We start from the raw sequence: 14,213 nt of genomic DNA on the forward strand, positions 1-14,213 counted from the left end.
TAAATTTTGATTAAAAATTGTTCTTTGAAAACTGGATAATAGACATCTAGTTATTTCATTTTTAATGAAATAACAAAATAATTCAAATTTTCTGTTATTAAAGTAATTTTTAAATTAATAACTAAAATTTCACAGTTATATTTTGTAAATGATTCTCAAAAAAATTATAAAAACCTTGATTAATTTTATTAATTAAGCAATGATCAAACTTTGAAGTTACAAAGGGCGTATGGTGAATGCCTTGGGAATAGGAGACGATGAAGGACGTGACTACCTGCGATAAGGTTCGGGGAGCTGGAAGTAAGCTTTGATCCGGACATGTCCGAATGGGGAAACCCGGTGAGATTAATCTCTCATCATCCTATAATGAATAAATAGTTATAGTGAAGGTATACCTAGGGAATTGAAACATCTTAGTACCTAGAGGAAAAGAAAGCGAAAGCGATTCTCTGAGTAGCGGCGAGCGAAAGGGGAACAGCCCAAACCAACTTATGTTGGGGTTGTAGGACCACATTAGTAGAGTTACAAAACTTGTTTATAGTAGAAATGGTTGGGAAACCATGCCACAGAGGGTGATAGCCCCGTATACGAAATGAACAGGACTCGAAGTGGAATCCTGAGTACGGCGAGACACGTGAAATCTTGTCGGAATCAACGCGGACCACCGCGTAAGGCTAAATACTACCTATTCACCGATAGTGAACCAGTACCGTGAGGGAAAGGTGAAAAGCACCCCGGGAGGGGAGTGAAAAAGTACCTGAAACCATATGCCTACAAGAAGTCGGAGCCCGTTAATGGGTGACGGCGTGCCTTTTGTAGAATGAGCCGGCGAGTTATGATAGCATGCAAGGTTAAGTGGAAGACACGGAGCCGTAGTGAAAGCGAGCCTTAATAGGGCGTTTAGTATGTTGTCATAGACCCGAAACCAGGTGATCTAGCCATGAGCAGGTTGAAGTTGAGGTAAAACTTAATGGAGGACCGAACCGACGTTCGTTGAAAAGACCGCGGATGACTTGTGGCTAGGGGTGAAATTCCAATCGAACCTGGAGATAGCTGGTTCTCCCCGATATAGCTTTAGGGCTAGCGTCGAGATGAGCAAATTGGAGGTAGAGCACTAAATGTATGATGGCCCCACCTAGGGGTACTGAATGCAATTAAACTCCGAATGCCAATATTGTATACTCGGCAGTCAGTACATGGGTGATAAGGTCCATGCACGTAAGGGAAACAGCCCAGATCATCAGCTAAGGTCCCAAAATTTATGCTAAGTGTGTAAGGATGTGAAGTCGCTTAGACAGCTAGGAGGTTGGCTTAGAAGCAGCCACCCTTTAAAGAGTGCGTAACAGCTCACTAGTCGAGTAACTTTGCGCCGAAAATGTACCGGGGCTAAGCATAATACCGAAGCTATGGGTTTTGTATAGTAATATACAGGGCGGTAGGGGAGCGTTCTAACAGGGATGAAGGTAGACCGTGAGGACTGCTGGACTGGTTAGAAGTGAGAATGCCGGCATGAGTAACGTTTGAGGGTGAGAATCCCTCATGCCGTTTGACCAAGGTTTCCTGGGCAAGGTTCGTCCACCCAGGGTTAGTCAGGACCTAAGGCGAGGCCGACAGGCGTAGTCGATGGACAACAGGTTGATATTCCTGTACCACCATATAGAGTGATGGAGTGACGGAGAAGGATAGTATATCCCGGTTATTGGATTCCGGGCTAAGCACAAAGAGGGTAAGGTTGGCAAATCCGCCTTGCATAACCTTGAAGTGTGATGGGGAGTGAACGGTTCGCCTAGTAACGAAGTATATGACTCCATGCTTCCAAGAAAAGCTTCTAGCGTTAATCTATAAGGTGCCTGTACCTAGAACGAACACACGTGGTCAAGGAGAGAATCCTAAGGCAAGCGAGATAACTGTAGCTAAGGAACTCTGCAAAATAGCCCCGTAAGTTAGCGAGAAGGGGTGCTCATAGCAATATGAGCCGCAGTGAAGAGGAAGGGACAACTGTTTAGCAAAAACACAGCTCTCTGCAAAGTCGTAAGACGACGTATAGGGGGTGACGCCTGCCCAGTGCTGGAAGGTTAAGGGGATTAGTTAGCATTAGCGAAGCTTTGAACCGAAGCCCCAGTGAACGGCGGCCGTAACTATAACGGTCCTAAGGTAGCGAAATTCCTTGTCAGGTAAGTTCTGACCCGCACGAAAGGCGTAATGATCCCTTCGCTGTCTCGGCTACAGACTCGGTGAAATTTTAGTACCTGTGAAGATGCAGGTTACCCGCAACTAGACGGAAAGACCCCATGGAGCTTTACTATAGCTTGATATTGGGTTTTGACATAGTATGTATAGGATAGGTGGGAGACTTTGAAGCAGCAACGCTAGTTGTTGTGGAGTCATCCTTGGAATACCACCCTTGCTATGTCGGAATCCTAACCTAGATCTGTTAGCCAGATCAGAGACAGTGTCAGGTGGGTAGTTTGACTGGGGCGGTCGCCTCCTAAAATGTAACGGAGGCGCCCAAAGGTACCCTCAGTATGGTCGGAAATCATACATAGAGCGCAAAGGTAGAAGGGTGCTTGACTGTGAGACTTACAAGTCGAACAGGAGCGAAAGCTGGGCTTAGTGATCCGGCGGTCCCGCGTGGAAGGGCCGTCGCTCAACGGATAAAAGTTACCCTGGGGATAACAGGCTGATCTCCCCCAAGAGTTCACATCGACGGGGAGGTTTGGCACCTCGATGTCGGCTCATCGCATCCTGGAGCTGAAGTTGGTTCCAAGGGTTGGGCTGTTCGCCCATTAAAGCGGTACGCGAGCTGGGTTCAGAACGTCGTGAGACAGTTTGGTCCCTATCTGTTGTGGGCGTAGGAAGTTTGAAGAGATCTGTCCCTAGTACGAGAGGACCGGGATGGACGCACCGCTGGTGCTCCAGTTGTCACGCCAGTGGCACAGCTGGGTAGCTATGTGTGGAAATGATAATCGCTGAAGGCATCTAAGCGAGAAGCATACTTTAAGATGAGACTTCCCATCCTTCGTGGAGTAAGACCCCTTGAAGACGACGAGGTTGATAGGTTGGGTGTGTAAGCACGGTGACGTGTTCAGCTAACCAATACTAATAGGTCGAGGACTTCAATGAAGAACCCATTTACAAAATAAAAGATTGTTTATTATCTAGTTTTGAGAGGATAATTCCGCTCAGCATAATCTGGTGCTTATGGCATAGTGGTCACACCTGTTCCCATCCCGAACACAGAAGTTAAGCACTATTACGCCGACGATAGCCGCAAGGTGAAAATAGGGCAGTGCCAGGTTAGTAAAAAGGATTCTTGTTTACAAGAATCCTTTTTATATTCTGAAATATTTCTTATTTGTTCTAATTTCCGCTATAATTAACTTAGTTAATTTAAGAATGGAGTATGAAAGAATGGCAAAAAATTTAGACAATTTAACAGTAATTAGCAATGGGGATATGACAAAAGTCTTTAATGAATTAGAATTAGGCAAAACAGTCCTATTATCAATTGAAAAAGGGCCGTTAGCAGCCCAATCAATCGCAGAAGGATATTCAGAATTCTTTAAAGCAAAGATGGAATTAGCTGCTGAGGGAGCGTATGAAGGGCTTTGTGGCTGTGGTAAACCAGCTGATGCAAAAGTATATTTATGAAGAGAATAGGAATAAAAAAATAACCTCGCCAGGTTATTTTTTTATTATCTTGAATTTTAGCAATTAGTAATTCATTGTATAAACATTAATATAGACTTCTTGTTCGATAAAACCTAATTTTTTATATAAAGGAAAACCATCGGGGGTTGCAATTAAACCAACTGTTTGATAACCTTTTGTTTTAGCATAATTTAGTAAATGAATTAACATCGCTTTGGCAAAACCTTGTTTTTGAAAGTCTTGGTGGGTAGCAATATCATCAACAATTGCTAACTCTGATTCAAGATATAAATTTCCAGTCGTTGCTGGCTGGTTATCTTGCGTTAAAATTGTAAAATAACTAATTTCTTCATCTTGATTAATTTCAAAAAGGCTTTGATATTTAGATAAATCAATTAGCGATAAATCAAAAGCATTATGAATAACGTTTTTAACTTTTTTAACATCTTCGGGACTATTTACGGCTTGAAATGTGATATTTTCGGCTAAATCATTTGCCATATTAAACTTATTTAAATCCAAAAGCATTACTTGGGCTGTTTCAAAGTGCTCTAAACCTTGTTGGTGGTAAAAATCACGGTCAAGTTGTTGATTATCTTCGGTGATTGTACATCATGTAAAAGATTCATTAGCGTTATGATATTGCTGAATAATTTTTTTCGCTTGTTCTTGTTGAACAGGGGTTAAAATATATGAGCTGATCACAATATTTAAGTTACTTTTTGATGCCAAGGAATTAATATGATGGATTTGTAGGTCTTGATTAACGTTAATTTTTTGTTTTCCGTTATCATGTTTGGGATCGGTCATATAAGTAATAAAATTGGCAATTAATTGGTTAATTTTTTTGTCATTAAAGTTAAGCATTTGTCTTCCTCCTGTGTAATTATTTTATCATTTTTCATTTTTTTTACCTAATAGGACCCTTAAAAGTTAAAAAAAACTAAAATCAGCCTTTTTTTATTTATTAATAGTTTATTGAGAGATTTTATACACATTTTTTCTATTTTTGATATAATTAATTTGTTCTAATCAAGAATAACATATGAAAAATAATTAAGAAAGTAAAAGGAGTTTTTAGAATGGCGGTAAAAAAAACAGTCGCTCAAGCACCAACTGCAAGTGTATCAGATTTAATTAATCAAATTATTAATGAAGGTAGTGATTTACAGACAAAAGAAGAAGTTCAAGCAATTCGCCAAAAGCAATTACATGAAGAATGAGTTAAGAAAAATAATGAAGCATGTATTCTTGAAGCAAAAAAATGAGAAGCTCGAATTGCCGCTGCAAAAGAACGTGAAAAGAAAATTGCAGCGAAAAAAGCAGAACTTGATAAAGTTGATGTTGAAAAAATAGCTAAGTTAGAAGAGCAACAAAAACAAGAAATTATTAAGAATAATGCTTTATACGAGGAAAGAACTAAAAAACAAATTAAAATGTCAAATATTGCTCGTGTTAAAAATGCAATGCGTGCTAGAAAAAGCATTTTATCAAAAGAATCTTGAGAAAAAGAAGCTCAAAAATGAGAAAAATTATTGGATCAAGTTTCACGCTAATAAAAAACTAGAAGGTTATTCTAGTTTTTTTTTTTTTTTTTCTAATAAAGGCTGTAATTAAAACGCGAGAACTATCTTGAGGGCTATTAAAAGCCTTTATTTTCTGGTATAATATAAAAAAGTAAGTTCTTTATTAAAAGGTGAGTTAGATGAAAAGCAATGAAATTAAAATTTTAGATGTAAAGCCGTTTAAAAAACAAGTTAATATCAATAAACCAGAAGAAGTAGGGTTGATTCCTGAACAAATTAATGTTCATAATATGAATCACCACTTTTTTATCCAAACAAAAACACCATTAAAGACAAAAACTCCACCAATTAAACTAAATAACGAAATAATAAGACGCCCAGAAAAAGTTGATATTAAGGAAGTTAAATCTAATAATCAAAAAGCAATCATAAATAATAAGGTGGGGACAAGTAAAACGCTTGGGGATGCTAAAAAGGCTGATAAAAATAATATTTATGAACAAGCCCGCTTAATTGCGAAAAAGATTGTCGCTGGGGAAAAACCAAAGCCAACTTCTGTTAATGATAATTTTAAAAAAGCCAATCAAGATCTTTTAAAACCTATTTTAAAACCAGAAATAAAAAAGGTTGAAGTTCTTAAAAAAAAGGAACTTGAGCCGGTCATTATGAATCCAGATTATTCACCCCCAGCTCCTAATTTAGTTGATCAGTTTACAAAAGTAGAAGAAAAAAACACGGCCCAACCAAAACTTACACAAAAAAGAACAGCTTCACCAAAAATAACCCCAAAAACCCAACATAATTTAGGAAAGCTTTTTCCTCATTTACGCAATAATGATTGTTTAAATAATCAAAATTCTAATGATATTATCGCAAAATATCAGTATAGTAATAGCGAAGTTGAAATTGATATTAATAAACGACCAAATTTAGAAGCTATAACTCCTGAGGAAACTATTACAAAAGAAATCATCGAGTTACCAGTGGAAGAAAATTTAGGAAATAATAAATATCGCGAATTAAATTCTGACGGGGAAAGTGATGTTAATCAAATTAATAATTTTTATGCCAGTTTATTTAGTTCATCAGATGAAGAATTGGGGATTAAAAAACAGCGTAAACAAAAGAAAAAAGATAACCAAGCTAATATTAATGATAAAAATAATCACCAATTACATAATACTAATCCTTCATTTGGTTATAATTACATGGTGAAGGTTCGAAATAACGGAACGCAAAAAATTAAAAGAGTTTCAAAACATAAAATTATTAAATGAAAAAACCCCTTATTTTTTAGTGGTCGGATTTTTACTTTAATCGGATTTTGTGGGATCTTAAGTTTAATTTTGCTTGCCAATATTATCCCAACCAGCGGTTTTAATTTTTTTCCTGTCATGGAAGAACTATTAGGCCCACTAACACTAGGTTTTAATCCAAATTCATATTTTAATTCAGCTGAGGTTTTTAATTTGATTGTGATGACGTTATATTTACTATTTATTATTTTACCAATTTTATTTGTCCAAGATCGTCGTATTTGATTATGATATCTTTTAATTATTAATACGATATTTATTGCTTATTTATTATTTATTATGATTTATCAGTATGGTTTTTTAGTTACAACAATTAAGATTGAATTTTTATTGGTTGAGATAGGATTAGTTAGCTGTTTAATTATTAGTCAAATTTGTTTTGGTTTTGGGTTAAAAACTTATTTTTCTAACAAGAGCGTGTAAGAAAGGATTGCATTTTTTCCCAAAAAATGTTTAAATTACCTTAAACAAAAAAGGGGATTAATATGAAAAAAGTTATTGTGGGCTTATCCGGGGGAGTCGATTCTTCTGTTGCGTTGTATTTATTGCAACAAGCAGGCTATGAAGTTGAAGCCCTATTTATGCGCAATTGAGATAGTAATTTAAATAATGATATTTTAGGTAATCAACAAATTAATGATATTATTTGTCCGCAAGAAGTTGATTATCAAGATGCGAAGGCAGTTAGTGAAAAATTAGGGGCCCCAATTCATCGTGTTGACTTTATTAAAGAATACTGAGATTATGTTTTTACGCATTTTATTGCTGAGTATAAGCAAGGGCGTACACCAAATCCGGATATTTTATGTAATAAATATATTAAGTTTGATTTTTTTCTAAAAACAGCGTTAGAACAATATCATGGTGACTACATTGCAATGGGGCATTATGCGCGGGTTAGATATAATGAAGAGTTACAAGAATATCAATTATTAAGAGGAGTTGATACAACAAAAGATCAAAGTTATTTTTTATGTCAACTTTCTCAAGCCCAGTTGGCTAAAACATTATTTCCGTTAGGTGATTTAACTAAACGAGAAGTTCGCGCGATGGCTGAACAATTAGGATTAGCAACCGCAACGAAAAAAGATTCAACGGGAATTTGTTTTATTGGGGAACGTGATTTTAAAAAGTTCTTGGAAAATTATATTCCAAACCAAGTTGGTGATATTGTTGATATTGAAACAAATGAAGTTTTAGGTCAACATTCTGGGGTGATGTATTATACAATTGGTCAACGCCGTGGTCTTAACTTAGGGGGAATGGCGGAAGCTTATTTTGTGGTTGGCAAAAATGTTGCTAAAAATATTTTATATATCGCAAATAGTTCCGAAGATCAATGACTATACTCAACAAGTTGTTTAGTAAATGATACTAATTGAATTAATCAGTTACAAACAAATAATTTTACTTGTACAGCTAAATTTCGTTATCGCCAAAAAGATATTCCTGTTAGCGTCGAAATTCTTTCACCAACAAGTTGCTTAGTTCGCTTTGCTGAAAAAGTAAAAGCTATTACCCCTGGTCAATCAGCGGTGTTTTATCAAGATGAAGTTTGTCTTGGTGGGGGCGTAATTGATACAGCCTATTTAGATGACACAAAATTATGATACTTATAAACAAAAGGGGAAATTATGACAGTAATTAAGGGTTATTTAAAGTTAATTGTATTTGAATCAGCGAATGGTTATCGAATTTGTAAGTTTCAATTAGAACATGATCGTAATCATCATATTTTTATTAAAGGTTTTTTAATGGAAATGCACCAAGATCAATTGTATGAATTAACTGGGGAAGTAAAAAATAATCCGCGTTATGGCCAAAATTTTGAAGTTCAACAAATAAAAAAAATCATGCCCCAAACGAAAGATGATTTAGTCCGATATCTCTCAAGTGATTTATTTCCAACAATTGGACCCAAGACAGCAGAGGTTATTATTAATCATTTTCAAGAGGATGTTATTAATAAGATTAAAAATAATTTAGCGTCTTTAAATGATATTAAGGGTTTAACTCCAAATCAAGCTAAAATTATTCAAACAGCTTTTAGCAAAATGACGCAAGAAGATGAAATAAATCACTTATTTAGTCAAAATAATTTATCATTACAAATTTTATCGCTATTAAAAACAAAATATGATGTTGACCAAATTATGGCGATTTTACAAAAAGATCCTTATTCATTATTGCTAAAAGATAATATTAGTTTTAAAGCCATTGATAAAATCTTTTTAACGTTTAATTCAAATCCAACTGACTATATTCGTATTGGTTATTATGCCTGATATTATGCGAAAGAATTTTGTAATAGTAGTGGGGATACTTATTTAGAATTAGAACAGTTAACAAAAATACTACAAAAAAATTTTACCACGGTAACAAAAGAGATTATTTTGGCGGGGTTAAAATATGTTAAAGATCTTAATTTATTAATTTTTAAAAATGAAAAAATTTATGTTGCCGAAATTTATCATAGTGAACTTAATATTGCGGCGTTATTAAATAGTTTAAATACTAATGCTCCAATTAGTGTGGAGGAGGTTAATACTATTTTTCACCAAATTGAAGCCCAAAAACAAATTAGTTATAATCTCCAGCAAGTTAAAGCAATAAAAGAAGCGCTGTTAAGTAATTTTCTATTAATTGTTGGGGGTCCGGGAACTGGTAAAACAACTGTTGTTGATGGCATTGTTAGTATTTTAAAAAAAGGTTTTAAAAATAATAAAATTATTTTAGCGGCCCCAACGGGGAAAGCGGCTAAGCGCTTACGCGATAAAACAAAACAAAAAGCGGTGACAATTCATAAATTATTAAAATATGACCCATTAACAAATCAGTTTTTTCATAATGAAACTAATCCCCTTGAAATTGATATTTTAATTTTAGATGAAGTAAGTATGGTCGACACTTTATTATTATCAGCAATTGCTAAAGCTAGTCAAAATCTAAAAAAACTGATTTTAATTGGCGATGTTAATCAATTACCATCAGTTGCTTGTGGGGATGTTTTACGCGACATTATTAGCACAGACATTTTTAATGTTGTTCCTTTAACTGAAGTTTATCGTCAGCAAGAAGGAAATGATATTTTAGAATTAAGTTATGCAATTCAACAAGATTACTTTGAATATCATTTTGCTGATAAACAAGATGTTAAATTTATCAACAATAGTAATCCCAATGATATTTTAACGACTGTTGGGGATTTATATCAAAATTTAGTTGATCAACAGCAAGTTGAATATGATCAAATTCAAGTAATTGCTCCAATGTATAACGGGGCTCTCGGGATTAATACGCTCAACAATTATCTGCAAAACAAAATTAATCCGGATTATGGCCAAAAACATTGTAAGATTGGTTATCAAGAATTTCGGGTTAATGATAAAGTAATGCAATTAAAAAATCGCCCGGAATTAGAAGTATATAATGGCGATGTGGGGATAATTGTTGATATTAAACAAGATAAGGATTTAAATAATGTTTTAATTATTCAGTTCGATGATCAATTAATTAAATATCCCCCTGAACTGTATTATGATATTACGTTAGCTTATGCATGTAGTGTTCATAAACTCCAAGGTAGTGAGTATGAATATGTTATTTTTGTTATTACGAAAGCTTTTTGAATTATGTTAAACCGTAACTTAGTTTATACAGGGATTACAAGGGCTAAAAACCAATTATTTTTATTAGGGGAAGAACAAGCTTTACATTATGCTGTTAATAATGTTCTGAAAAAGCGTAAAACAACGCTGGGGGAATTTATTAAAGATTTTAAAGGCTAGTTATTAGCAACATAATAAGACTTGTTATTAAGACAATAATTGTTGTTGCTAAGACAATTTTGCGGGCTTTTTTAATTGTTGCTTCTTCTTCAGTTAAGGTTGGTTGATAACGACGACGCGAATCATTATAGTATTGGGCTGCTTGGCGATTCTTTTGTCAGCCAAGGATAAACCATAAGACTAATAAAATTACTCCAAAACCAACTAAAACTCATTCAACTTTTTTGATATCTTTAAGGAAAACAAGGCCAATAATAAAACTAAAACCAATAATAATTGCACAAATACTAAATATAATTAAATAGTGCCAATATTGCAGTTTTTTTCATTTTTGATAATTCTGCAATTTTTCATTTTTATTAGTATTAACTTCCTTAATTGTGGCAGCTACTTCTTGAGCGTGCGCTTTTTTTTCGGTTGTTCTTAATTCTTTTAGTTTATTTTTTGTCTTTGCCATTTTTCTTATTCCTTTAATGTTATTTATTATTGTAGTTAAATTTTATAATAAAAAGCGGATTTTCTTTTCTTTTTTAATATTTTTTTTGCATAAATATTTTAGTGATTAGAGAAATTGACTATTATTGGGCGCTATGCTAAGATTTTAACAATACAACTTATTAATTTATTAACTTAGCAAACTAGTACCCTAATTTGGAAACGAGGAAAATTAAATGATTGCTTTTGAGGATTTTTGAATATTTATTGCTAATTATTGAGAAGGGATTGTTGCGATTTTATCTTTTATTACAACAATTTTATTAGGATTAATTTCTTATAATGTCCAAATTAAAAACTATAAAAAAAGCTTATCGCGGTTAATTAAACGCGATAATAATAGTTTTCGGAAACTAATTAAAGAAACAAAGGTTGATAATAATAGTATTTTATTTAAGAGTTATTTACAAGCCAAAATGGGGTTTGTTTTAAATGATGAAAATGGCAATGAAGATAGTCAAAATTATTTTATTTCGTTTCGGGAATATCAGTTGATTAAATTTATTTTTAAAGAAATTCACAAACATTTAGTTAACTTTACCTACATTTTAAACCTGGTTGAAGAATATCATATTGATCGAAATAATCTGGAAATTTCAAAAAAATCAAAACTACCAGAGTGTTTGGAACTATATAAAGGATTACTGGATGAAAAGAAATTACCCCCAATCACCGAAAAAGACTATTATATTAATAGTGTTTATGATTTCACGGGGAAATTAATCACCGAAAACCAAATTGCCGAAGAAACATTACAAGAACAATATAATTTCTTTTTAAAGCATGACCGCGAGGATATGATAATTTCAGTTTTAATTAAAACAGATAAAAAAGAAGCTGAAAAAACATCAACTGGTAATAATAAAGTTTATTTTTCGGTAAATACTGCCGAAAAACGTCGCTTAATAAAAGCAGCGTTTAGGACGTTAGAACAAAATGATTATTTAAAAAAAGAAGGAGATTAAGCGAATTTAATCTCTTTTTTATTTATTTCCAATAGGGTTTAATTAATAAATAAATTTTTTAGAAAATAGTTGATAAAATTGCAATTATTTTTAAACTATGATATATTTAATTAATATTATATTTTAATATTAAACTTTGAATTATAAGCTAATTATGCAAAAATCAATATAGGAACTAGATATTTTAACTAAGGAGGGCGAAAATTATATGGCTAATTTTCACGATAGTGATACACATGAAAGGAAGGAAACTTCTTCATTAGAAAATAACACAGAAATAATTAAAGATAAATTTGCAGATATTGTTGTAGATGATTTTCAAAGTGAGAAAAAATTCTCATTATTAGTTAATTTGAAATACCATTTAAATCTTTATTGACTAAATAGTAAAGAGTTTTTTAATAAGTTCCCATTGCTAGGGTATTCATTAAAAAGAATTTTCTTTTCGTTAATAACTTTAATTTTGGCAATTTGTGCAATTTTTATTTTATTACGACTAGTAACCCCAGATGATACTTATGTCTCAGATATTGATCTTGCTAAATTAAAAATTATTCCAGGATCGCCAGAATATAATGCTTTGCTGACAGAGCGAATGAAGATTTTTGGAGTTTATGGCTCAATCTGAAGCCAATTAGGAACATATTTACGTAATGTTACGCCATTTATTAAAAAAACATTATTAGTTAATACATATTATGATTCTGTTACTGGTCATTTAACAGGGGATACATATCAAACTTGATTTTATTTAGGAACTATCTTCTCAGCTGCGGTTGGTCAACCAGGAGAATTAGTTTCAACAGCCTTTGCACGGGCAATCCCATATTCTTTTGCCTTTGGTTCAGTGACAGTTTTATTAGCTTACTTTATTGGTGTACCATTAGGGATTATTTCAGCTAAACATAAAGAAAAATCAGTTGATAATGGTATTAATACTGCCGTTATTACATTATTAGCAATCCCACCAGTTATTATTGTAATTGGAATTTATTTAATCTCAATTTATGTGTTTAAAGCACATGGATTATTTAGTTCTGGGGGCTTTAGTACTAAGTTTTGGCCAGTTGTTGCAATCTTTTTAATGATTGCTCCGCCAATTGTTTTAACAACTCGTCGTTATGTGATTGATGAAATGACAGCAGATTATACAAAATTTGCCTTATCAAAAGGAATGTCAGATAGTTATGTGTTCTACATTCATATTTTCCGTAATGCCGGAATTAGAATTTTCCGGGTTTTCCCAACTGCATTTGTGACAACTATTTTTGGGGCAAGTATCTTTGCCGAACAGAACTGGGGAATTCCAGGAATGAGCCGCTTTATTGTCGCCGGGGTTGCGGCGAAAGATTCCTTTGTTGTTATGGGTTATATTTTATTAACTGCGACAGCAGGAATTGCAACTAGTTTATTAGCTGATATTATGATGGCTGTTTTAGACCCACGGGTTAAATTAACGAAATAAGAAAGGGAAAGAAAATGATGAAAAATTTTGTTGGTAATGATTGATTTGAATTTAATGACTATGATATCAATAATTTAGATGCAAGTTTATTTGAAATTGTTGGCCCCCAAGAAGAAGCGGTGGAAAAACTATCAACTAAATCATATAGTTATTGAAAAGTAGTCGGAAGATTATTAATTACAAGTAAGACTTTTATTATTTGTGCTTTTTTCTTAGCGTTAATAATTTTATTAACAACAATTGTCCCAATTGGTAATATTGCTCGTCCTTTACCAGAAGACTTACCATTTCCAAATCAAGAACGCCCAATGGCGCCAACTTGACAATATATTTTTGGGTTAGGAATGTCAGGGGAAAACTATTGAATTAAAATTTGAATTGGAATGCGAACAACCTTATTATTTACGCTAGTAATTGCGACAATTCAAATTGTTTTAGGAATTTTAATTGGATCAATTTGAGGATTTTATCGTAAAACAGATATTTGATTTATTGAAATTACCAGATTTTTAAATTTAGTCCCAACCTTAATTTTATGGCTAATAATTATTTTTGCCTTAGGGAAATCCATGATTGTCATTATTTTTGCCGTTTCAATTACCAGTTGGATTGCTTTAGCGGAAGTTATTCGGGTACAAATTATCTTAGTACGTAATACTGAATATAACATGGCTTCAAAAATGTTAGGAACACGTGGTCACCGTATTATTTCAAAAAACATTTTGCCAAAAATTCTACCGATAATTATTCAAACAATTTCATTTGCTGTACCAATGTCAATTGCGATTGATTCAACATTAAATTACTTTAACTTTGGATTTATTGAAGGGCGAGAAAATACAACATTAGGATTTATTTTAAATGAAGTTTTAGCCTCAAGTAAATGACAAGATTTCCCACATCTTTTAATTATTCCAATTGTCTTTATTGCCGGAACATCAATGCTATTTTTCTTATTTGGGAAAGTCTTTGCTGATACGCTAGACCCCAAAAATCACTATAAATAA

General features: G+C 33.2%; 10 protein-coding genes and 2 rRNA genes. 10 read left to right on the forward strand and 2 right to left on the reverse strand.

Translation table 4 applies throughout. The features are described from left to right. The first annotated feature begins 209 nt into the window (after positions 1-209). The 3 genes from SSYRP_RS02045 to SSYRP_RS02055 all read left to right on the forward strand — a co-directional run bounded on the left by SSYRP_RS02045 (position 210) and on the right by SSYRP_RS02055 (position 3,660). Positions 210-3,123, forward strand: a 23S ribosomal RNA gene (locus SSYRP_RS02045). A gap of 68 nt (positions 3,124-3,191) precedes the next feature. Then, a 5S ribosomal RNA gene (gene rrf / locus SSYRP_RS02050) occupies positions 3,192-3,298 on the forward strand. A 113-nt stretch (positions 3,299-3,411) separates the two neighbouring features. Beyond that, complete coding sequence (locus SSYRP_RS02055; RefSeq protein ID WP_016340642.1) at positions 3,412-3,660, forward strand: hypothetical protein; 249 nt, start codon at positions 3,412-3,414, stop codon at positions 3,658-3,660. A gap of 54 nt (positions 3,661-3,714) precedes the next feature. Here SSYRP_RS02055 and SSYRP_RS02060 read toward each other — a convergent pair whose 3' ends face one another. Next, positions 3,715-4,518, reverse strand: coding sequence for a GNAT family N-acetyltransferase (locus SSYRP_RS02060; protein WP_016340643.1), 804 nt, complete (start codon positions 4,516-4,518; stop codon positions 3,715-3,717). A 215-nt stretch (positions 4,519-4,733) separates the two neighbouring features. On the opposite strand from SSYRP_RS02060, the gene SSYRP_RS02065 reads away from it, so the two are divergent. From SSYRP_RS02065 to recD2, 4 genes are all read left to right on the forward strand, one after another. Continuing rightward, complete coding sequence (locus SSYRP_RS02065; RefSeq protein ID WP_016340644.1) at positions 4,734-5,207, forward strand: hypothetical protein; 474 nt, start codon at positions 4,734-4,736, stop codon at positions 5,205-5,207. A gap of 149 nt (positions 5,208-5,356) precedes the next feature. Then, on the forward strand, positions 5,357-6,916 hold the full coding sequence (locus SSYRP_RS02070; protein WP_016340645.1) for a DUF805 domain-containing protein: 1,560 nt from the start codon (positions 5,357-5,359) through the stop codon (positions 6,914-6,916). 62 nt (positions 6,917-6,978) lie between these two features. After that, positions 6,979-8,112: a tRNA 2-thiouridine(34) synthase MnmA gene (gene mnmA / locus SSYRP_RS02075; protein ID WP_016340646.1), complete on the forward strand. Its 1,134-nt coding sequence runs from the start codon at positions 6,979-6,981 to the stop codon at positions 8,110-8,112. A 15-nt stretch (positions 8,113-8,127) separates the two neighbouring features. Next, positions 8,128-10,281: an SF1B family DNA helicase RecD2 gene (gene recD2 / locus SSYRP_RS02080; RefSeq protein WP_016340647.1), complete on the forward strand. Its 2,154-nt coding sequence runs from the start codon at positions 8,128-8,130 to the stop codon at positions 10,279-10,281. Here recD2 and SSYRP_RS02085 read toward each other — a convergent pair. Beyond that, positions 10,271-10,738, reverse strand: coding sequence for a hypothetical protein (locus tag SSYRP_RS02085; protein WP_016340648.1), 468 nt, complete (start codon positions 10,736-10,738; stop codon positions 10,271-10,273). The genes recD2 and SSYRP_RS02085 overlap by 11 nt on opposite strands. 214 nt (positions 10,739-10,952) lie before the next feature. Between SSYRP_RS02085 and SSYRP_RS02090 the strand changes: the two genes are divergently transcribed. From SSYRP_RS02090 to oppC, 3 genes are all read left to right on the forward strand, one after another. Further along, the gene (locus SSYRP_RS02090) at positions 10,953-11,741 is read left to right on the forward strand and encodes a hypothetical protein (protein ID WP_016340649.1); all 789 of its coding nucleotides are present in this window, start codon (positions 10,953-10,955) and stop codon (positions 11,739-11,741) included. Positions 11,742-11,949: 208 nt separating this feature from the next. Further along, positions 11,950-13,206 carry an oligopeptide ABC transporter permease OppB gene (gene oppB / locus SSYRP_RS02095; protein ID WP_016340650.1) on the forward strand — a complete coding sequence of 419 codons (1,257 nt, stop codon included), beginning with the start codon at positions 11,950-11,952 and terminating at the stop codon, positions 13,204-13,206. A gap of 14 nt (positions 13,207-13,220) precedes the next feature. Beyond that, positions 13,221-14,213, forward strand: a complete 993-nt coding sequence (gene oppC, locus SSYRP_RS02100) for an oligopeptide ABC transporter permease OppC (RefSeq protein WP_016340651.1) — start codon at positions 13,221-13,223, stop codon at positions 14,211-14,213.

The sequence above is a fragment of the Spiroplasma syrphidicola EA-1 genome, from assembly GCF_000400955.1.
Classification (GTDB): domain Bacteria; phylum Bacillota_I; class Bacilli_A; order Mycoplasmatales; family Mycoplasmataceae; genus Spiroplasma; species Spiroplasma syrphidicola.